The 21372-nt window shown below is 39.7% G+C and carries 14 protein-coding genes and 6 pseudogenes; 9 read left to right on the top strand and 11 right to left on the bottom strand.

Annotated elements, in window-relative coordinates; translation table 11 throughout:
- Positions 1-357: 357 nt before the first annotated feature.
- From lnu(A) to A3O17_RS07575, 3 genes are all read right to left on the bottom strand, one after another.
- Positions 358-843 carry a lincosamide nucleotidyltransferase Lnu(A) gene (gene lnu(A) / locus A3O17_RS07585; protein ID WP_001829870.1) on the bottom strand — a complete coding sequence of 162 codons (486 nt, stop codon included), beginning with the start codon at positions 841-843 and terminating at the stop codon, positions 358-360.
- Between the two features lie 260 nt (positions 844-1103).
- The gene (locus A3O17_RS07580; RefSeq protein ID WP_064207924.1) at positions 1104-1463 is read right to left on the bottom strand and encodes a hypothetical protein; all 360 of its coding nucleotides are present in this window, start codon (positions 1461-1463) and stop codon (positions 1104-1106) included.
- Complete coding sequence (locus A3O17_RS07575; RefSeq protein ID WP_064207923.1) at positions 1456-2298, bottom strand: ParA family protein; 843 nt, start codon at positions 2296-2298, stop codon at positions 1456-1458. The genes A3O17_RS07580 and A3O17_RS07575 overlap by 8 nt, the downstream gene beginning before the upstream one ends.
- 1278 nt (positions 2299-3576) lie before the next feature.
- Between A3O17_RS07575 and A3O17_RS07570 the strand changes: the two genes are divergently transcribed.
- From A3O17_RS07570 to A3O17_RS08020, 3 genes are read left to right on the top strand one after another with little or no spacing between them, the layout of a single operon-like run.
- Positions 3577-5040 (top strand): Y-family DNA polymerase, encoded by a 1464-nt coding sequence (locus tag A3O17_RS07570; protein ID WP_064212817.1) that lies wholly within the window; start codon positions 3577-3579, stop codon positions 5038-5040.
- Positions 5037-5294, top strand: coding sequence for a hypothetical protein (locus A3O17_RS07565; RefSeq protein WP_064212818.1), 258 nt, complete (start codon positions 5037-5039; stop codon positions 5292-5294). Before A3O17_RS07570 ends, A3O17_RS07565 begins: the two co-directional genes overlap by 4 nt.
- Positions 5263-5466, top strand: coding sequence for an LPXTG cell wall anchor domain-containing protein (locus A3O17_RS08020; RefSeq protein WP_081255627.1), 204 nt, complete (start codon positions 5263-5265; stop codon positions 5464-5466). Before A3O17_RS07565 ends, A3O17_RS08020 begins: the two co-directional genes overlap by 32 nt.
- A 293-nt stretch (positions 5467-5759) precedes the next feature.
- Here the strand turns inward: A3O17_RS08020 and A3O17_RS07555 are convergent, their stop codons facing one another.
- A complete protein-coding gene (locus tag A3O17_RS07555) occupies positions 5760-6683 on the bottom strand; it encodes an IS30 family transposase (protein ID WP_023860195.1) in 924 nt (307 codons plus the stop codon).
- 332 nt (positions 6684-7015) lie between these two features.
- Here A3O17_RS07555 and A3O17_RS07550 point away from each other — a divergent pair.
- From A3O17_RS07550 to A3O17_RS08015, 4 genes and pseudogenes are all read left to right on the top strand, one after another.
- A pseudogene (locus A3O17_RS07550) lies at positions 7016-7609 on the top strand (hydantoinase/carbamoylase family amidase); the annotation flags it as partial.
- A 663-nt stretch (positions 7610-8272) separates the two neighbouring features.
- Positions 8273-10186 (top strand): annotated as a pseudogene (gene tet, locus A3O17_RS07545) (TetM/TetW/TetO/TetS family tetracycline resistance ribosomal protection protein); the annotation flags it as partial.
- Between the two features lie 1319 nt (positions 10187-11505).
- Complete coding sequence (locus A3O17_RS07540; RefSeq protein WP_064225322.1) at positions 11506-12507, top strand: site-specific integrase; 1002 nt, start codon at positions 11506-11508, stop codon at positions 12505-12507.
- A 211-nt stretch (positions 12508-12718) separates the two neighbouring features.
- Positions 12719-12919, top strand: a complete 201-nt coding sequence (locus A3O17_RS08015) for a type I toxin-antitoxin system Fst family toxin (RefSeq protein ID WP_404802646.1) — start codon at positions 12719-12721, stop codon at positions 12917-12919.
- Between the two features lie 278 nt (positions 12920-13197).
- On the opposite strand, the gene A3O17_RS07535 is transcribed toward A3O17_RS08015, so the two are convergent.
- The 6 genes and pseudogenes from A3O17_RS07535 to A3O17_RS07885 form a co-directional block, all read right to left on the bottom strand.
- The gene (locus A3O17_RS07535; RefSeq protein ID WP_064207928.1) at positions 13198-13785 is read right to left on the bottom strand and encodes a site-specific integrase; all 588 of its coding nucleotides are present in this window, start codon (positions 13783-13785) and stop codon (positions 13198-13200) included.
- 377 nt (positions 13786-14162) lie between these two features.
- Positions 14163-14255 (bottom strand): annotated as a pseudogene (locus A3O17_RS07530) (recombinase family protein); the annotation flags it as partial.
- Positions 14256-14371: 116 nt separating this feature from the next.
- Complete coding sequence (locus A3O17_RS07525) at positions 14372-15010, bottom strand: TetR/AcrR family transcriptional regulator (RefSeq protein WP_064212819.1); 639 nt, start codon at positions 15008-15010, stop codon at positions 14372-14374.
- The gene (locus A3O17_RS07520; RefSeq protein WP_064212820.1) at positions 15007-16623 is read right to left on the bottom strand and encodes an ABC transporter permease; all 1617 of its coding nucleotides are present in this window, start codon (positions 16621-16623) and stop codon (positions 15007-15009) included. The genes A3O17_RS07525 and A3O17_RS07520 overlap by 4 nt, the downstream gene beginning before the upstream one ends.
- Positions 16610-17527, bottom strand: a complete 918-nt coding sequence (locus A3O17_RS07515; protein ID WP_013085963.1) for an ABC transporter ATP-binding protein — start codon at positions 17525-17527, stop codon at positions 16610-16612. The genes A3O17_RS07520 and A3O17_RS07515 overlap by 14 nt, the downstream gene beginning before the upstream one ends.
- Positions 17528-17805: 278 nt before the next feature.
- Positions 17806-18605 (bottom strand): annotated as a pseudogene (locus A3O17_RS07885) (IS5 family transposase).
- 68 nt (positions 18606-18673) lie between these two features.
- On the opposite strand from A3O17_RS07885, the pseudogene A3O17_RS07505 reads away from it, so the two are divergent.
- Positions 18674-19669, top strand: a pseudogene (locus tag A3O17_RS07505) (IS30 family transposase); the annotation flags it as partial.
- Positions 19670-19733: 64 nt separating this feature from the next.
- Here A3O17_RS07505 and A3O17_RS07500 read toward each other — a convergent pair.
- Positions 19734-20219, bottom strand: a pseudogene (locus tag A3O17_RS07500) (IS30 family transposase); the annotation flags it as partial.
- 770 nt (positions 20220-20989) lie between these two features.
- On the opposite strand from A3O17_RS07500, the gene A3O17_RS07495 reads away from it, so the two are divergent.
- Positions 20990-21208, top strand: a complete 219-nt coding sequence (locus tag A3O17_RS07495; RefSeq protein ID WP_064212821.1) for a hypothetical protein — start codon at positions 20990-20992, stop codon at positions 21206-21208.
- Positions 21209-21372 lie beyond the last annotated feature (164 nt).

Genomic DNA, 21372 nt, shown 5'->3' with positions numbered 1-21372 from the left:
TCGGCGTCTTCAGAGGTGTATAAGAGACAGACTACGAAGAGATTCACAGTGAAAGCAATGAAGTTGCCATTTTGTTATGCGACATCAAGTGTCAAAAAAGCTCACGACATGTCAACTTCATTTATCACTTTAACGCAAAGAAAAAGTGATAGAAAACAAGATCCCGTCGGATCAAATTTTCTATCACTATCTTAGTCTGTTTGTTGTCATTTAGCTTTTGTAAACCGACAGAAAAGCCAACAGGTATGACTGTTTACTCACTTTTCAGAGGCATGATCAAACGCATTGCGTTTGTCAGGTGTGGGCGGAAGCCCACGGTTTTTAAAAGGGTTCCGAGGCTCAACGTCAATAAAGCAATTATGTTATTGATTTTAAATTTTTTATATCAAAATGGTCTTTTTCTGTTAAATCATAACCAGAATGAAAAAGAAGTTGAGCTTCTTTTGAAATACATGGTATTTTTCGACCTTTGTAATTAGTTTCTGAAAACCAGTCATTTTGGAAAACATAATTACCACCTTCTGGGTTTGCTTGGGTAATTGATCCATCATCATTTAGATTTATAGGATGAATATCTAAATACCCATATTCTTCATGCTTGAGTTCCATTCGTGAAGGCATCCAATCAACTTCTATTTTGTATCCGATATCTTCTAATTTTTGTATAACTTTTTGAGTGTGTTGAGCGTCAAAATCTATATCTATATCTCTGTGTTCTCTTTGTTGTTTTCCAGTTAATACATCTACCCCCCAGCCACCATCTAACCAATAAGTTACTTTCATGTGTTCAAATAAATCTAAAATATAAAATAAATCTTTTTCTGTTACATTATTATTTTTCATTTTATCCCTCCTAACTTGGGAATTTGAAACGAGTTGAAAACGAGTTTCTTCTTGTCTTGATACTATATAGAAACAACTACATTTTTATAATAACTAAATAAATGCTGATATAACAGTGTTTTTAGATGTTTTTTGTTAAAAAAGGTTGAAAACAAAAAACTCTGGGGGAGATTTTAAAAATAACCCCTAAAATACATATTTGATTAAATTCAATGATACCGTATTTTTGATTAGGATACNNTTGCATGCAAATAGTAAAATCATTGCTTTCCTCTTTCTGTAAATGTCTTCAAGTACATTTTATACATTATCTTTTGATCGGCAGAAAGACTGTTTTCTACCTTATCTAAAAGGTCAATTATTAAATCATCTTGTGTTTTAAAATTTAGTGTGTTCTGCATAGCATTAATCCGGTTAGTTGTAGATCTTTGAATTCTAATAGAACTATACACTTTATTTTTGCGTGGACGTCCTAACTTAGTTTTACGTTCAATCTTTGGAGCCTCATATGTCTTTTCTGGTTCAGAAATAGGTGTTTCTTTTATTTCATTAAACTCTTTGCTTGGCTTTTCATCTGTTGTTTTACGGTTTCTATCCTTATTAAATGTAAGCTTAGGCATGTTTGTTCTCCTTCAATCTATTTAATATTTCTTTGGTTAATTGAGTATAGATTTCATGAGTTTTTTCGTCATGGAAATCGTGTTTACTTGTTTTGCCTTTTTCAGATATTCCTAAGCGATCATATCTTTTTAGTCGTTCCATATGTTTAATAATTGTATTAAATAAGAGATCGTCACCAAAAGTTTCTTTTGCATCTTTGATGATTTGATTATCTAACCCCGCATTATTTTTCAATAAAACGGGTAATATTCCTAAAATATCGAAGTCGATTGTAGAGTGTTCATTATAGAAAGTCTGTAGGTATTCCCAAAATGCAATGGCACCATCTAACGATCGTTGTTGTGTTTGCAAGACGATAATTACGTTGTCAGCAGCATACAAAGCACTGTCTGTATAAATAGAAAGCGTAGGTGGCACATCAATAATAATAAAGTCATATTCATTTTGAACTTGTTTTAATTGATTGTTAAAGTATGAAATACGCCGTTCTTTATAGTTAGGCATATTTGCTAAGTATTTCAGTTCAAGAAAATCAGGATAATTTACAAAGTCTTTATGAGAAGGAAGTAGATAAAGATTCTTCATAACTTCAACAATAGCAGGTTTAATATCTTCATTTTTTAGTGCAACCATCATTGTTTCTGGGAAGGCCATTTCTTCGTTATGCTGTAATGTGTAAGTTCTGCGTAGTAATTGTGTTGCATTTGCTTGTGGGTCTAAATCACAAACAAGAGTTTTGTATCCTAACTTTGATAATTCATAGGCAGTCATAACGGAATTAGTTGTTTTTCCTACCCCACCTTTAAAATTAGCAAACAATAAAGTATGTGTCATAATATCAATCCTTAAGAAAAATTTAATAATTTCAAATTCTAATAAATTACTATACTACTATTTTACTACTATACTATTTGCATGCAAATAGTAATTTACGGATCTTTGGAAATACCTATTCTGTAGCATTCTTAGTGCAATAAAATACTATTTTACTATATTACTATTTTACTATACTACTATTATACTATCTTACTACTTTACTATTATACTATTTGCATACAAAAATAAAATTTTCCTTTACTTTTAATAGCGGCAATTATACAATCTAGTTGTCAGTTGAATAGAAAAAAGGGTAAAAAAATAAGACCCTAGCTTTTCAAGTGAACGCCAATTCATTTGAAAAGGTTCTAATTGATGCTCGAACCATCAGTTAGAACAATTACAGCTTTTAGTCGAACAGCTGTAATCTTAATCTAGTGCCTTGTTTATGTGAATATTATACTGTTATAACAGTATAAATACAAGGTAGTAGTTTATTAAGATTTGTTTGTAAATGTAATTGTTTTAATGAGATTAAACGACGTCAATTAGATTAATTGACGTCTATTTTATTGCTCTCGTTAAGATGAATATCGTTACCAAACATTGAAATAGCGCAGAATCTACACTGCGGATTAAAACAAATCCTAGACGTGGTTAGTTATTTTATAGCATTTTATAGCTAATCAAGGTCAGCAGGTAAATGTCACAAGCCTGCACATACACTAATGTATGAAGCCTAAGTTAATATAATTTAATTAATATGGTAAAGAGTGATGATGTGGCTAAACTTCGCTAAGTAATACGACTGGAGTTAAGTACAGAAGAGGAAGACTGGTGTTTTACACGATCGAGTCAAGAAAGCTGTATAGTTACTCGTAAGCGGTTCTTAGACTTATAGTAGCTCGACAGGGAGTTTATCAAAGCAAATACGAAAGTATGACACGTGGGGCGAGTAGGAGCGTGGAATAAAGATAAACGTTTGGCTGAAATGCCAAATAAAGTAAATGCTATTGCGTGACACGACATGACGGCCGACGGCAAACGGTTAGTTATTGAGCGTATGCTTTCTTTATATGTATAAGGGAAAGTATGCACTCTCCTCCGATCAAACCTCTAGCAAACAATTAGTTTAGTTGTTTGTAAAGTATTTATTTTGTATTTTTCGAATAAAAATTATTAGTGAAATAGATGCTAATTAGGAATTAATTAGTATCTGTTTTTATTTTTGTGATATACTTTTATCGAACATACGTTCTATTTATTTTATAGGTGGTTAGTGTGAGTAAAGTATATATGGCAATTGATCTTAAGTCTTTTTATGCTTCAGTGGAATGTAGGGAACGAAAATTAGATCCATTGGATATTAATTTGGTTGTTGCTGACGAAAGCCGAACAGACAAAACAATTTGTCTTGCTGTATCTCCTGCGTTGAAAAGTTTTGGAGTGCCGGGAAGACCACGGTTGTTTGAAGTTAAACAGCAAATTAATCGACTAAATAATGATCGGAAGGGTAAGATTTTAGGGCATCGATTTAGGTGTGGGTCATGTAGTCGTAAAGAATTACTTAAAAATAAAGCGTTAGAAATTGGATTTAAGATAGCTAAACCGCGAATGAAACTTTATGAGGAGGTAAGTGCTTATATTTATAGTATTTACTTGCGATATATTGCAGCAGAGGACATTCATGTTTATTCGATTGATGAAGCTTTTATTGATATAACATCATATTTGAAGTTTTATAATTGTGAACCAATAGAGCTGGCAGATCGGATAATTAGTGATGTTTATCAAGAAACAGGAATAATAGCAACGGTTGGAATTGGAACCAATTTGTATTTAGCGAAAGTTGCAATGGATATCGTTGCAAAACATATGACACCGACAAAAATGGGATTTAAAGTTGCTGAATTAAATGAGTGTACATATCGGGAACAGTTATGGGATCATCAACCAATAACAGACTTTTGGCGTATAGGAAAAGGTTATGCTCGAAGATTGGATAAGTTAGATATTCATACAATGGGAGAAATTGCAGCATGTTCTTTGGGGACACTTAGTGATCGATATAATAAATCGTTGTTGTATCGCGAATTTGGAATTAATGCAGAGATTCTAATAGATCATGCGTGGGGATTTGAGGATCTAACAATTAAAGATATTAATGATTACCGACCGAAAAATCATTGTTTGACAGTCGGACAGTTATTAAATGAACCGTATAATTACAGCAATGGGTTGATGATTATTAAAGAAATGAGCCAAGAGCTTGCCTTGAAGTTGCTGAATACTAAGCAGGTAACCAATGAGCTATCTTTGAGTATTCATTATGATTGTAAGACGTTTAATTATGTTGATGACATTGAAGAAACTGAGGTTAATCGTTTTGGAAGAGTTCGGCCAAAATCGGTAAGAGGTCATATTGGTCTCATTAGATATTCAAATTTGGAACATGATATTAGAAAGCAATTATTACGGTTATTTAATGAAATTGTCGATTCAGATTATCTACTACGGCGAATTACAATTACTGCTCATAATTTGAAAGATTGTCGGGATACAATCGTTAACTATGAGCAAGGAAATTTATTTTGTGATTTTTCAAACGAAAATGGATTAGATAAGCAGCATACTTTACAAGAAACAACGTTAAAGATTCAGGAACGATTTGGGAAAAATGCAATTTTTAGAGGATTGGATTTAAAAGATAAGGCAATGACATTAAGACGAAATAAGCAGATAGGAGGGCATTTAGCATGACTTACAACGCAGAAACGATAATTGATTATGATTATGCAGCGCATAAGGATCAATATCGAATGCCATTAAATGAACGTGCTTCGATTTTTTTACCGTTTGCGGCATTAGCCGGATTTGATGAAGAAATTCAAAAAGTTATTAATCAACATATAACAAGCATGAAGCAAAGGCAACCTCAAAGACGGTTAAGTCAAATGGGGTTAAAGGTGAAGAAACAGAGAAATCAACGCCTGTATACAACCAATTACATTTAGTGAAAGTAAAGTTAAGAATGGTAATGTAAGTAAGGAATCAGAATCAAAGAACACATTACTAACAACAGGTGAAACACAAGATAAGGGAGCAGCCATCTTAGGTGCTGAAGCTGTTTCACTTGGATTGGCTTTAGGTGGTTTAAGTTTCTTAAAACGGAAAAGAAAACACTAATTAAGATAATTGAGTTATTAAGGCTTTATTTTTTTGGATAAGGAAAGGGAAGAATATTTGGAATGAGTTATATTAGAAATTATGTTGATGTTCATGTTTCATCAAATAAAACCAGTTCAAAATCAATGATTTTGAATGAGTTATTTAAACCTCATCAAACTGTTGGTTATTATGTTAAATGGGGTGCAATCAATGTCTTTATAATTTTGGGTGTTTTTGCTCTATTAGTTATTACAGCATTGGCGATTAAAGATTTTTTGAAACGGCAGATTGCAATAAATAAATTGAACACTTCATCGAAGCATTTTTCGCATAAAGACTTCAATGGGTGATCGCCAGTTGAGACATTTGAGTGGCCGAGAGTTTAAGTACCAGTTAATCTGAATTAGTTCTTGATCACTGATCTCTTCAATTGGCTTGCCTTTAGGGATAAAACGACGCAAGACCCGATTACGATTCTCATTACTACCTCGTTCATGCGGCGAATAAGCATGGGCAAAGTAAAGATTAATGCCCGTCTGTTCTTCAATCTCACGATAGTTAGCGAACTCTTTACCATGATCGACGGTGATGGTCTTAAGTTTGGGTCCTAATTGTTTCGCTAATTCTAGCATGGCCATTGTCATTGCCTGACTACTACGACTTTCAAGGCGTTTAACCACGGTTAATCTACTTTGCCGTTCGACAAAAGTGGCCACCGCTTGTCCTCTTCGTTTACCAGATAGAACAGTGTCAGCTTCAAAGTGACCAAACGTTTTACGAGTCTTAACTTCCTGTGGACGTTCTTCAATTGAACGGCCATGACTAAATGTTCCCCGAGTTTCTTTCGCCCGATGACGACGAATGCCTCGGTCAGGTAAGTCCGATGGTTGGATGTCAAGTATACCTTGGTCAATCCAGTTGTAAATGGTCTTATAAGCAATCCCAACCATATGAGCAACCTGTTCAGGCGACCACTTCTGAATCTTGACTTTGTCTTCAACCAAGCGTTTTAGATTAGCAGTCAGCACATATTTACGTCCACGTAACTTAAGCTTTGTCTCATGATCCTGTTGAGATCGCTTAGCATTATAAGGTAAAGGGAGACGATGTAATTCATTGAAAATCGTTGTTTTACTGAAGCCTAGATAGTCAGCAATATAGCGAAGCGAACGGTGTTCATGAAGTAAAGTTTCAATGACAATGCGGTCAGCAAATGATAAAATAGTGGTGCCCATAAAGGTCCTTCTTTCTAATGGAATGTTGTGGTAACACCATTAAAGACCTTTATGGGTTTTCTTGTCCACTTAAATGTTCAACTTATATTTTACAATCTGTCTTATTAAAAACTAGATAGAATTTATTGGATAAATATGTCGAAGGTATAATAGCCATCGGCATTTTTTATTGTGATAGAAACTATCAGGACTGCACAAAATCATTAATTGATTTAGCATTAACGGCCAATGAACAACCCGTTGAAAGCGCATACAATTAAGACATACTAAAGCGATAACGCATATGCTTTTAAAGAAATCTTCTTTGAAGGCAAGGTTAGGAGGTTAGTATCGTGGAAGTTGAACAAACTGTAAAGGAACGACTGCAAAAGTTGTCTTCGATTGGGAGTGATCCTACTGGAGGTTTAACACGGTTACTTTATTCTGATAGTTGGTTATCGGCACAACATTATGTACAAGACCAGATGAAAAATATCGGAATGAAAGCAGCTTTTGATGAAGTTGGGAATCTTTTTGGCCGGATCGAAGGTAGCGAGTTACCGGAAGAAACAATTATGACGGGGTCTCACATTGACACTGTCGTAAACGGTGGTAAATTGGATGGCCAGTTTGGGGTAGTTGCTTCACTAACGGCGGTCCAAATGCTTCAAGAAAAGTACGGCCAACCAAAACGTTCCCTTGAGGTTATTTCAATGGCTGAGGAAGAAGGAAGTCGTTTCCCAACGGTATTTTGGGGAAGTAAGAACTTTGTAGGAATTGCTAATAACGACGAAGTAAAAGATATCGCTGATGCCAATGGAAAGAAGTTTGTGGATGAAATGCACCGACAGGGATTTGATTTTCAACCACAACAAAAGCGGCGAAATGATATTAAGGCCTTTGTTGAAGAACATATTGAACAAGGAAGTATTCTTGAAACGGAAAAAGAATGCTCATGTACGGTAAAGAAGCAAGCAACCGAAAACAATAGATAGACCGCCAGCACTACACTATTCCGAACCAAAGACCAAAAGATAAGCATTTTGAGAAAATCTAAACTTTTGGATTTTCCTACAATGCCGACTACGGCGGAATCCCTCCCACTCCTTATATATTTCTTTCTGTATACATTGAATTTGTATTTAGTAAAATGCAGACAACACCACGGATCGGCTTTGGGCTGGACAATTCCAACCAAACACCGCAGCAGACAGTAGAAACCATTCTGAACGTTAGGAAGCCGGTATGATTGTTACATATAAGGGGAAGAAAAATTTCTTTTAGATACTTGCTTTTCTAAAACTGATGTGATATAATGATTCAAAACCAGAAAAGGTGTGAAAAATATGCGGCAAGGTATTCTTAAATAAAACTATAATCAAATAGTGGGAACAAAGATTATGATAGTCCCTTTTGTAGGGGCTTAGTTTTTTGTACCCAATTTAAAAATACTTTTGCCTTATCAATTTTGACATATCCCCAAAAACAGCACTCACAAACAGGTGTATGCTGTATATGTGTATGTCCGCAAATTATCATCCCCAGTGGTAAAAGTATTTTACTGCTGGGGATTTTTATGCCCTTCGGGGCAGTAAAGGGAGGACAATCACATGAAAATAATCAATATTGGAATTCTTGCCCATGTAGACGCTGGAAAGACGACCTTGACGGAGAGCCTGCTATATGCCAGCGGAGCCATTTCAGAACCGGGGAGCGTCGAAAAAGGGACAACGAGGACGGACACCATGTTTTTGGAGCGGCAGCGTGGGATTACCATTCAAGCGGCAGTCACTTCCTTCCAGTGGCACAGATGTAAAGTCAACATTGTGGATACGCCCGGCCACATGGATTTTTTGGCGGAGGTGTACCGCTCTTTGGCTGTTTTAGATGGGGCCATCTTGGTGATCTCCGCTAAAGATGGCGTGCAGGCCCAGACCCGTATTCTGTTCCATGCCCTGCGGAAAATGAACATTCCCACCGTTATCTTTATCAACAAGATCGACCAGGCTGGCGTTGATTTGCAGAGCGTGGTTCAGTCTGTTCGGGATAAGCTCTCCGCCGATATTATCATCAAGCAGACGGTGTCGCTGTCCCCGGAAATAGTCCTGGAGGAAAATACCGACATAGAAGCATGGGATGCGGTCATCGAAAATAACGATAAATTATTGGAAAAGTATATCGCAGGAGAACCAATCAGCCGGGAAAAACTTGTGCGGGAGGAACAGCGGCGGGTTCAAGACGCCTCCCTGTTCCCGGTCTATTATGGCAGCGCCAAAAAGGGCCTTGGCATTCAACCGTTGATGGATGCGGTGACAGGGCTGTTCCAACCGATTGGGGAACAGGGGAGCGCCGCCCTATGCGGCAGCGTTTTCAAGGTGGAGTATACAGATTGCGGCCAGCGGCGTGTCTATCTACGGCTATACAGCGGAACGCTGCGCCTGCGGGATACGGTGGCCCTGGCCGGGAGAGAAAAGCTGAAAATCACAGAGATGCGTATTCCATCCAAAGGGGAAATTGTTCGGACAGACACCGCTTATCCGGGTGAAATTGTTATCCTTCCCAGCGACAGCGTGAGGTTAAACGATGTATTAGGGGACCCAACCCGGCTCCCTCGTAAAAGGTGGCGTGAGGACCCCCTCCCCATGCTGCGGACGTCGATTGCGCCGAAAAAGGCAGCGCAAAGAGAACGGCTGCTGGACGCTCTTACGCAACTTGCGGATACTGACCCGCTTTTGCGCTTCGAGGTGGATTCCATCACCCATGAGATCATTCTTTCTTTTTTGGGCCGGGTGCAGTTGGAGGTTGTTTCCGCTTTGCTGTCGGAAAAATACAAGCTTGAAACAGTGGTAAAGGAACCCACCGTCATTTATATGGAGCGGCCGCTCAAAGCAGCCAGCCACACCATCCATATCGAGGTGCCGCCCAACCCGTTTTGGGCATCCATCGGACTGTCTGTTACACCACTCCCGCTTGGCTCCGGTGTACAATACGAGAGCCGGGTTTCGCTGGGATACTTGAACCAGAGTTTTCAAAACGCTGTCAGGGATGGTATCCGTTACGGGCTGGAGCAGGGCTTGTTCGGCTGGAACGTAACGGACTGTAAGATTTGCTTTGAATACGGGCTTTATTACAGTCCGGTCAGCACGCCGGCGGACTTCCGCTCATTGGCCCCGATTGTATTGGAACAGGCATTGAAGAAATCAGGGACGCAACTGCTGGAACCTTATCTCTCCTTCACCCTCTATGCGCCCCGGGAATATCTTTCCAGGGCTTATCATGATGCACCGAAATACTGTGCCACCATCGAAACGGTCCAGGAAAAAAAGGATGAAGTTGTCTTTACTGGCGAGATTCCCGCCCGCTGTATACAGGCATACCGTACTGATCTGGCCGTTTACACCAACGGGCAGAGCGTATGCCTTACAGAACTGAAAGGGTATCAGGCCGCTGTCGGCAAGCCAGTCATCCAGCCCCGCCGTCCAAACAGCCGCCTGGACAAGGTGCGCTATATGTTTCAGAAGATAGAGAATAATAAAGGAGATCAAGGTAATCAAGGAGATAATGAAAATAAAGAAAATCAAGTAAGGAGATCAGAATAATAACGATTTATGGAAGCAGTTAAGGCCGCTTCCTTTTTTAATAAAAAATTAATATTTTAAATTTATTCTGAAATAATAGAATAAAATAGCTTGCACTTATTAAAAGTGACTAGATTATTTATTCTCACTATGTTACATTGTAGGCGTTTAGAACAGGTATGATTTTCCTATAATAAATCTCCGTGAGCTCGGGATACAGAGCAGTCAGGGCACTTTGATTAATATAATTGAAGTGGTATCTAGGTTGGATAGCGTTTGGCTTAGCGTTTTGAAAATCTTAACAAAAGGCACGTTTGTAAGACGTGTGTCAGGTGACGGCTGACAACCAATAAAAATCAAAGCATTATATTGCTAAGATCCATGCGTAAGCATGTTAGAGCAAGACGCTACGGCGTAGAAAGATTGTTGAGAGGCTAGGGCTCTACTAGTTTGATTCGACTGTTCGTGCAGGGCAAAAATCTCAACCATGGCGGACCCGATAAAAATACTAGCTAGATTAGATTATCTAGCAACGATCCGGGAACTTTGGTCATTAAGCTTATCCTTTAGATGGACCAAAAGTTTGAGGTAATCGTAAGCACACTTTGAGCCGAGAGCCGGTGTGTTGACATTTAGAGATAAATGTTCAAATTGCGTACTCAGCGAAGGGGAGGGTATGAAGTGGCGTAGAATGCCCTACGTTGCTAAATCTGTGAAAATGGAACAATCTTAATATGTTATCTACACACGATGTTGGAATTGGTTATGACGAAGATATGATAATGCTTAACTGCACAATGCATGAGGACACATGATTCGGAGTGGTAGCCATAAGGCTACAGTAGATTACATGATTAGGAGCGTGAAATTGGATCGGAAGGGTGGACTGTCTATTCATCCTAGTTGCAGAAGGTGACTGAAGGAGAAAATCGAAAAAAATAAACGACTTATTTTTTTGATAGCAACGTGGTGAATAGACAGTCCACGTTGCAGTGATAGGCTTCATTGGAAGTAAAGATTATCGCTCACATTAGGATTTCTTAGCTTGTTACTCTCGAATTTATTTGTTGTTACATTGGGAAGTTTATAAGTTGTTTAGTCTGAAATGACGTTAGAATACGTCTCTCAGCATCGTCAAGCGCTAGCTGCTAACGATTAAGTAGCAGAAAACCGGCAATACCAGACGTCTCACTGGTTTATCAAAGGAGAAATAAGCCGTATGGCTACTTGTGCCGGTAAAGTTTTTAACAAATCAGGTGATTTTTATGGCTAGCTTAGAAAACCATATGCAATATATGATTCGTAAGCAATTCAATGGTCGAACTAGATCGCAAAATAAACACCATGGCGCTAAAAAGGCTGATTACATGCACGTTTATTCAAATAATTCATTGAAAACGCATGAGAGAGCGATTCATAAGTTTTGTAGTTGGGCAAAAGAAAACAGGATAAAAAGAATACGTCAAATTAATTATGACGTAATAGGGAATTATTGTCTCTATTTACAAAGTAAAGGTTATAGCGCCTGGACGATAAAAGCCGGAATTACAGCGATTAACCATGTTATGGTTGGGACTGGCAATTGGAGTAAAAATGATGTTTTTACCGCCTCTAAATGGAATAAAGGTCATGATGCTAAGTTTCAAACATTAATTAAGCGTAAAAATCGGGGTGAAATCTGGAATAATCGGCGGCAAAGCGCAGAACAATGGCGAAAAGAAAATGAAACGCTTTATGAGAATAATCGTTCACTGATAGATACTGCTAGAGCGTTTGGATTGAGAAGAAGCGAACTTTGCCACACTTCAAAGGATAAACCTTCAGTTATTTCAAATAGCTTTTTTGAAAATAAAGGTAAATTATATTGTTTTGTTCCGTATGGAAAGGGTGGCAGGCCAAGATTTGCTACATGCAGAAATGATATGGAAAATGAAATGCGGCAACTTTACCAGTTCCAAAAAGCAAAGTATCTGCCACAAACTCAAAATGATATTAAAAAGTTTCAGCAGGTTTTTTTGAAGAAAAATGAAAAGACTTACCGTGATAATAATTATATTTATGATGGTCATGTTAGTGGCCGTTTGAGATTTCATATTCAAAGACAAGAATACGCTAGAACACGTTTGGACGAAGAATTTAAAACAAAAGGACGTCGTAACAATACGCAACGAACAATTAATGGAATAAAAGGAAATGAAACAGCTTTTAGAGCGGTTGCTAAAGATCTAGGTCATGGAAGAATAGACGTATTAGGAAATTATATTTAAAAAAAGACGAAGGCGGCAAATTCCTTCGTCTTTTTATCATAATTTTTTTAACTCAATCTGATTAGCTCTATCAGATTTGCATCGCCTTTTGGCTTTAAAATAATTTATTTAATAAACATTCATTCGTGCTTTATTATAGATTATGGATATTACTTTGTCAAACAAAAAAAGACCTAACTGGTTAGACAGGCGCAGTTAGGTTTGGATTCCAATGATCCTATATATCTTCTTCACCTTTAGACTATCATATGTCGTTCAATGTTGCAACTCATCATGGTATAATCAAAAATGGCAACTGCCTCTGAGAGGGGGTGGGATTCCAATGGTTAATTATCTTCTTCAAAATATCGTAGCACCATTACTTGTTGGGTGCTTGGTGGCGTTGTTTACTAAGTGGATTAACAAGCGATAACAAGTTGCTATCCGCTTAGCGAATACAGCGAAGTTCGATAGGCCTAGACAACCTATCGGGCGTTTTTTTTTATAAAAAAACCTAACTGGTTAGGCGGCCAGTTAGGTTTGGAACGTTGCTATGTTTTTAATAACTGTATTTCTTTCAATCAGATTATAACATTAAATATAATCGAATGATACAAAAAGAAAACCCGTTAAGTAACGGGTTAAGAAAACAATGATTGTGCTATTATGGTGTGTCATTCATTAGAACACCATTAGTATAACATAACATTTTTAGCCAAAATCAATTTTATCAAGCATAGATTCAGTTGTTTCCTGATCTAGTCCTAAATATGCAAGGGTCATCTGTTCGCTTGAATGATTTAAAAGCTTCATGACAAGCGCAATGTTATGGCCGGTTTGCTCGTAAACTCGATAAGCGCCAGTTTTACGCATGGTGTGAGTACCTAGATAGTTAATCTCTAACAGATCGCCAACTTTGGCCATAATTTTGTAGTATTGTTTTTCAGTAATATGTCTTTCAGGGCGTTGGGTTGAAGGGAACAACCATTCTTTAATTAAATCATGCTCCTTTAACCATTCATAATAAACCGTGAGATCCTGTGCAACTGGTTTTAAGTATAGGTTGTTAGGCTTCCCAGTCTTTTTATCATGGATATAGGCATTAGGCTTTACGTTTCCTTGCTCGTCAAAAATATCGTTGATTTTTAACCGTAAAACGTCAGAAACCCGGAGTAAAGTTGCTTTACCTACTTGGAAAATTGTGTAATTTCTTCTTCCAGCACGGAAATTGTGTAACAAAGTGTCTTGAACTTCATGTAAAACATTAGAATCTTTAATTGGTAAAACAGTTTGTTTCATAATAAAAATCCACCTTAAAATCGAAAAATATAGGGGCTGTAAATCCACAAAACAATATTATAACCCCTATATTTAATATTATACATTTAAGGCCTTGGTTTATCAATAAATAAAAGGGGTTATTACTAACAAATAGCCCCTAAACTAATTGGACAATACGTTTTTTTAGTTTCATCGCGCGTTTGTCGAAACACAAACATTTTTTGTTCATGTGTGCCTTTTGCTTGTGCCGGATCAGGTAATGGCCAGTGAATACTTTTAGCTTGTGGTGGTATTACTGGACACCTACAAATAAAATTTGGCTTTTGACTATTTATTAAAGAAAATTCTCAAGGTGTCTTGATGTTTCAATCTGAGTACTCCAAAATAATATTCAAAGTAAATAATTTATCAACGTCTTTTAAAGCCGCTAACTGTCGATCTAAATGTTGCTCCTTGGAACTCACACGCGCATAACCGATTTTAGCCATTTCCAATTCTCCTTTTGGACAGTTCTAATGAATACTTGTAATTCCTAGTATAGCACAGAAATAAAAAAGGCCAATAGGGTATACCCTAATGACCTTTTTTGATCTATCAGCTGACGTCAACTTTCATCTGGTAAAAAGCCGTGTTCGACAATCAATAACTGGCGTGCCATCGTCTCAAACACGGACTGCAGATCTTCAAACTTGCGATAATGGCCACTGGCAATGAGTCTGATGGTGACCGCCGTTTGTTGGGCGATTAAGGCAGAAACTACACCGAAAACGTCATCGACTGACAGGCCCTCACGACGAGGCAGCTGTTCAATTTTCTCGCGAAAAATGCGATCGATTTCAGCGGATATGGCAGTTGTTTCTTGCTGCACTTGTTGTCGCAACGGTTCGGGAAAATGCGGTAAATCAGCATAGGCTTGCATCATCAAGCGGTATTCAGCTGGGAATTTGAATTGTAGTTTCAACTCATACTTAACTGCAGTGGTCATCATGGCAGCCAAGCCAGGGGCATTCTGCCACTTTTTGGGGTCCATGTGATCATAAATTCGATGATAGGCATATTTGAAAGCGTCAAGATACAGCGCTTGTTTATTGCCAAAATAATGGAAGAGCAAGCCCTTAGATACTTGTGCTTGGTTGGCAATCTGATCGGTTTTGCTCTTGATGAAGCCTTGCTGGCCGAAAATTTCCGTCGCTGTTTTGAGGATTCGGGTGACCTTTTCAGGATCTGTCACAACATTTTTCATAGGCTCAAATCCTGACGGCGATAACCAGCAATGCCAAGAATAAATAATACTATAGCGCTAACAACCATCACGATTAGCCATGTTTGATCAACGTTTTCAACCGGTACATTGGCAATCCAGCCAAAAGGTGTGAAGTTGCCTGCGTGTTTTGGCAAATCAAACAATCCCCGGAAAATTTGAACGATCAGACCGGCTCCCATATACAGCCAGAATAGACTGCTTAAGCGTGGCCACAGACCGACTAGTGCGATGCCAAGGGCGATAAACGATATCACAGCCGGAACGCTAGCCACGAATAGGCGACCGAGGTACTTGAGCGGCAACGGGTGACTGAGAACAGTGTTCCCAGTGAAGAACAAGGCCAGCAGCCCAGCAGAAAGGACGAACACGCCTGCCAGCAGACCAAAGCAATAGTAGCTGACACTGATCGTGGTTCGCGTTGGCTTTTCGGCATGAATGACGCTCAAGTAACCAAGGTTGTCATCGCGTTTGAGTCGGAATGCCACTTGGACGCCAGCAGTCACGGCTAATGCGACGAAAATGCCGAGATACATGCCTAAGAATGACAGGACCATGGTCTGATTGGCAGCGTTGATTTGGCCAACATCTAGTATTTTACGATAAAGCGGATTCGTTTTAAGAATGTCGCCAACGCCGCCGAGCACACTACCCATGACGCCGCCAAACACCACGGCGCCGATTAACCACCCAGCAAATAATCTGCGCTCAGTTCGCCACAGTAAGGCAGGGATCGAGCGAAGCCAGCCGGCAGCTTTGGCTCGGCCGGTGCGTTCAGCAATAATCCCGGCGCCCAGATCGCGGTTGCGGGCAATCATGGTGGCGCTGGCCGCAAGCAGAATGCTGACCAGTAAGGCCAAACCTAAAGCCCAGACGTTGTTATCAGTATAGAAGTTTGCTTTTTCGAACCAACCAATTGGTGATAACCACGTCAGATTTTGATGCTGGATATCGGTGACCAGCCGAACCAAATAAGCGGCAGTCAGCACCATGTAGCTCAACATATTGGCTGTACGTGTGTTATTGGTTAGTTGCGCGAATAGCAACGCAATGGCTCCGAATAGCAAGTTGGCGATCACCATCCCCAGTGAAAACAGGAAGTCACCGTACAAGTCAGTACCACCCATGTTGACAGCGGCCAACGAGACAAAATAGAGGATACCCATTATGGCACTGTCGATGAGAAGCTCAAGCGAAGCGGCGGTGATGGCAGCCGTTCGCCCAACATTGCGAGCGCGAACCATTTCGAGCAAGCCACTTTCTTCTTGACCGCGGGTGTTGCGAATCATCAGCGGCATAACCCATAAGGCCTGCAAAATAATCATGAAGACGACCATCACACCAGCAAACACAATCGCTGTGTTATACGTGTCCACCTTTGGCATCGCGCCAAACATTGCCGCCATGCCCGGCGCTTGCAGCATTTTGACAATCTCTTTAGAGCCCGAGGCCCCGCCTGCAAAGTCTGCTTCCAATTTGCCAGCACCAATGGCAATCATCATGATCAAAATGACAAGCCAGATGAGTGAAAATTTTAGATTTTGTTTGAGGTTTGCCCGAAGCAGATAACCTGCGTTCCGATTACTGTGCCGCATGAGTCTCACCTTGCTTTCCATAATAACGCAGGAATAACTCTTCCAGCGTTGGCGGCGTTGATTGCATGTCGACCACGGTGTTGGCGGCCAGTGTGGTCATGATGGTGCCAAGCGCGTCTCGATCAGCGGTGAAAACCGCCTTGGTGTGCTCGGAATCGCGATAAGTGAGGTCGTGAACGCCAGCTTGCTTTGCCAAAGCAGTCATTGGGGTAGCGGTGGTGACTTCAATTTTGATCCGCGATAGATGCCGTAATTGATCAAGATTGCCGCTCTCAATCACACTACCATCACGGATGATAACAATTGAATCACACATTCGCTCGACTTCGGACAAAATGTGGCTTGATAGCAGCACACTTTTACCGGCTCTTTTCAGTTTTAAAACTTCTTGCTGGAAAGTCTGTTCATTTAATGGATCAAGCCCAGAAGTGGGTTCATCAAAAATATACAAATCGGCATCTTGCGACAACGCAGCAATTAACGCTACTTTTTGACGATTGCCTTTTGAATAGGTACGAGCTTTTTTCTTCGGATCAAATTCAAAGGCCTTGATTAGTTCATCGGTCTTTTGATTATGCTGGCGGCCATTTAAACGTAGCAATAGGTCGATAATTTCGCCGCCAGAAAGATTTGGCCATAAATAAACGTCCCCAGGAACATAGGCGATGCGTGGATGAATCGCCGCATCATCCCGCCAGGCATCTTTGCCGAAGACGGTCACTGAGCCGCCACTCTTTTTTAATAAGCCTAAAATAACTCGAATGGTCGTGGATTTGCCGGCCCCATTAGGTCCTAGAAAACCCAGAACCTGACCGGGTGCCAACGTGAAACTGACATCTTTTAATGCGGCAAACTTGCCAAAGTTTTTTTGAAGATGGTCAAGTTCGATAATAGCTGTTGTCATTTTTGTCATCCTCCTTAAGGTCAAACTTGAAACACGTTTTAATATGTCGGTATCTGATCAACCTTTTCCAGTATAGTCGCGATTGACTGACGAGTCAACGAATTATTGACTCGTCAGTCAATTTTTTTGTGACGCCGGATTTACAATGTAAGTGCAACACCTAAATAACTAGACCAAAAAGGCCATGAAGCCTTAAACTTATAAGTGACAAAACCAATAAGTTAGGACGGACTTCATGGCCCAATCTAAAGATACCATCAAAAAATCTTAGAAACTGTTTAGTATCTTTTGAGAAGTAACCTGATAAAAGCTAACGAAACCATCATGAGACTAGTGTTGAGCTTACGCTCACAGTTACGCCATAAACGATGATAATTTCCCAACCAACTAAATGAACGTTCAATGAGCCACCGTTGGGGGATAACCGAAAATTGGTGTAACTCATTTCATTTAACGACGATTACCTTGGCTGAGGTTAAACTGCTAATCTCATTGGCAAAATTTTGGCCGGTATAACCACTATCAACCATCATGGTTCGAACCAATTTAAACTGCTCTAAATTAAGGGTGACGAGTGCAATCGCCCCGTCACGATCAGTGATGTTAGCCCGGGTAATATGGATAGCTTGCGGGAATCCATTGATGTCGACGGCTAAATGGCGCTTAATGCCGGAAATTTTCTTGCCACCATCGTAACCCTTATTTTCAGCGGTAGCGGTGTTCTTAATGCTTTGGGCATCTAAAATGACGAACGAAGTTCGGGCTGACCGCCCTTGCCTTAATCGTCGATCAGCGACAATTTTTTTAAAACCTGAGTTAATAAAGCTGGTTTATCAGGGGTGGGGGCTTTTGACCAACTCATCCAATAGTAGTAAACGGTGGACCACTTTGGATAATCAGCCGGCAAATCACGCCAAGTACAGCCATTTTTAAGGACATAGAGCATGGCACAGAAGATATCATAAGGATCAATGTGTTTTGGGTGAGTTCGTTTTCTTGAAGCTTCCAGATCCTGACGGATCAAATCGAATTGTTGCCGAGAAATATCGCTTTGGTAATGATGACTAAAATGTTGCATATGATCACCAACTTTTTTGACAGTAGTTTATCAAATTATTGGGTCAAAATCAAAGATACTAAACAGCTTCTTATAAGCAACTATCACGTGAGGAGCGTGGCCAAATCCAGAGTCTTTATGAAGATCATTATTCGATCAGGGCGATTGCTAAAAGATTAGCCCGCGATCCCAGCACGATCAGCCGTGAAATCAAGCGCGGCACCGTGACTCAAATGTCCAGTTATGGCGTTTATACCCAGCGTTATTTTGCCGATAGCGGTCAAATTCAATACGAACAACGCCGTTTAAATTGCCATCGCAAAAGTCTACTCGAATATAGTCCGGCATTCTTTAACCAATTGACCACTGCGCTTAAGGCTAAGTTCCGAGTGCACAGTGTAGATAGCTTTGTCGGTGCTTATAAACGTCACCATCCAGCTGAATATTGCCCCGCAACACCCACTGTTTATCGTTACATTGATCGCGGGTTACTAGCTGTCGCCAATATCGATTTACCACAACAGGTCAAACGTCACCAAAAGCACCGTACGGGTCGTGTACGCCAAAATAAAAAGATCTTGGGGACTTCAATTGAACAGCGACCAGTAGCGGCTAATGATCGTTCTGAATTTGGTCATTGGGAAGGTGATTTAGTCAAAGGCAAGCGAACCAGCGATCAACCGGCACTGCTCACCCTAACTGAACGAATGACGCGCTACGAAGTCGTGATCAGAATCCCCAACTATCAGGCTGAAACCTGTAAGGCTGCAGTTCAACAGTTTGTGAATAAACTTGATGCTGAGGTGGTTAAGTCACTCACTTTTGATAATGGTGCAGAATTTTCTGCGCTGAGTGAGGTCACTGGTACCAACCTATATTTTGCTCATCCTTATACGCCGTCAGAACGGGGCAGTAACGAACAGCTTAATGGGCTACTAAGAGAATTTATCCCTAAAGGTCAATCAATTACCAGTTTCAGTGATGATCATATTAAGCAAGCGACCGCGGCACTTAACCAACGACCACGTAAACTATTTGGTTATAAATCAGCCAATGAATTCATGGCTGAGCAGCTACTCGCATGACCACCACCTAGACCACTTATAAGTGAAGTTTAGCAAGTGTTGCACTTGATTTGACAATTCGGGCATTAGTTCCTCTTTCCTCTGGTGAATATGGATCTGGCCAATAAATAGCTACTCCTAAACGTTCTCGAATATCATTTAGGCTAAGAAATTCACGCCCATGATCTGGAGTCAATGAATGGACAAATTCTTTAGGGATAGATCCTAAGAGATCAACTAAGCCCTGATTAACATCAGCTGTTTCTTTGTGATTGATCTTTTTGATCAATACTAATCGACTAAGACGATCAACGACTGTTAAAAGAACAGAGTGTCCAGTTTTCCCCATTACAGTATCTATTTCCCAATCACCAATGCGCTGACGCTCATTGATGAATTTAGGGCGCTCATGAATTGAAATATAATCTGTCTGGGCTTCCCGATGCCTCCTGGTATTTTTAGGATGACGGGTGTGATGCTTATGTCTTAAATGTCGTTTAATTCCGGTATCACCATGAGATGAATACTGTTCGCCTAAATTATGCTTGTAAATATGACGATAGATGGTGTTAATTAAAAATGGACCCTATTTTTAGATTTTGGGTATAAAAAAGAGCACCTTTTCAGGTACCCCGCCGGCTCGGTCTAAGGAGCTACCTTAGTACCAATTTGCGCACCGGCCTTATCGTATTAGTAACTATATTATAGCACAATGTTGTTGTGATACAATTAATCTTGCGCATCGGGTGGGTAGCTCCCACTGAAACCGCGCAAGATGGGAGGCGTCTCCCATGGGACACTGGTTCCTTGTCGTATTAGTCGTGCCCAATAAGCACGTTAAAAAGCTAATTAAAAAGGCAGTTGCTCTGATTCGTAAGATGATGAAATAATATTGCTACTTTTTCTGCGCTGGCTTCGGTCGGCGCTTTTTTTATCTAAATAATCTTTCCAGGGAATTCCCCTTGGGTACTGATTCATTGCTATATAAAGGATAGGTCAATGGTTCGCCCGATACAGTTTTTAATTTTGAACTTGTTAACCTAAGACTTCCGATACGCTGTCCTCGCTTGATTGGTGCTTGGAGGGTCTGAGTATTGTTGGTTAATTTATTATCGAAATTTTGCGAAACTGTGTAAGAAGTTAGGGGACTATTGCTCCAAATGGATAGTTTCTGGGGGCTAGTAGATAAGTTACTTTTAACGCCGTGTTTAACCTTGGCTTTAGTAACATTACTAGGTAATTTGATTTGTTGTAAGTGATAATCCTGTTTAAGCATTTTATACAGGTTTTGTTTTTGAACGAACCGATTGTCTTTATAATAATCTAGAGAAAATTGATTCGTTGGAGAAAGAGAATAAATCGCTTAAAAACGAAATTAAGGGCATTTACAGAGGTTTTAATCAGTTTATGGAAAATACCCTTGGTGCAACTGTTAGACAAGCTGAAAAGCTCATGAATAACCTTGTGAGTGAAATTAAAGAGTTTGTAAAAGGTGGAGAGTTTGAAAAAATTCATAGAAATGAAACTCGAACACGAGATAGAGATGAATTAAGTCGTTAGAAGCTCATATTTGCGTTTTAAGGCGTTTTAAATCAATTCGAGTATATTTACACCTGTTTGGTCTTTTCGTCGGCATAAGCGTTAAAAATGGCAATAGAAAAAGCAGCAAGGGCGAACGTAGTGAGTGCATTTACCCTTGCAGCTTTTTTTTCTACCAAGAGTCA

Source organism: Ligilactobacillus aviarius (assembly GCF_001654615.1).
Classification (GTDB): domain Bacteria; phylum Bacillota; class Bacilli; order Lactobacillales; family Lactobacillaceae; genus Ligilactobacillus; species Ligilactobacillus aviarius_B.
The sequence above is the reverse complement of the archived record's forward strand: the minus strand, read 5'-3'. Positions and strand labels throughout refer to the sequence as shown.

Bases quoted from the DNA above. Each gene is read 5' to 3' on its own strand.
- A3O17_RS07580 (WP_064207924.1), bottom strand. From the start codon at position 1,463: ATGCCTAAGCTTACATTTAATAAGGATAGAAACCGTAAAACAACAGAT.
- A3O17_RS07575 (WP_064207923.1), bottom strand. From the start codon at position 2,298: ATGACACATACTTTATTGTTTGCTAATTTTAAAGGTGGGGTAGGAAAA.
- A3O17_RS07570 (WP_064212817.1), top strand. From the start codon at position 3,577: ATGGCAATTGATCTTAAGTCTTTTTATGCTTCAGTGGAATGTAGGGAA.
- A3O17_RS08015 (WP_404802646.1), top strand. From the start codon at position 12,719: ATGATCCTATATATCTTCTTCACCTTTAGACTATCATATGTCGTTCAA.
- A3O17_RS07535 (WP_064207928.1), bottom strand. From the start codon at position 13,785: ATGAAACAAACTGTTTTACCAATTAAAGATTCTAATGTTTTACATGAA.
- A3O17_RS07520 (WP_064212820.1), bottom strand. From the start codon at position 16,623: ATGCGGCACAGTAATCGGAACGCAGGTTATCTGCTTCGGGCAAACCTC.
- A3O17_RS07515 (WP_013085963.1), bottom strand. From the start codon at position 17,527: ATGACAACAGCTATTATCGAACTTGACCATCTTCAAAAAAACTTTGGC.
- A3O17_RS07555 (WP_023860195.1), bottom strand. From the start codon at position 6,683: ATGGGCACCACTATTTTATCATTTGCTGACCGCATTGTCATTGAAACT.
- A3O17_RS07540 (WP_064225322.1), top strand. From the start codon at position 11,506: ATGGCTAGCTTAGAAAACCATATGCAATATATGATTCGTAAGCAATTC.
- A3O17_RS07565 (WP_064212818.1), top strand. From the start codon at position 5,037: ATGACTTACAACGCAGAAACGATAATTGATTATGATTATGCAGCGCAT.
- A3O17_RS07525 (WP_064212819.1), bottom strand. From the start codon at position 15,010: ATGAAAAATGTTGTGACAGATCCTGAAAAGGTCACCCGAATCCTCAAA.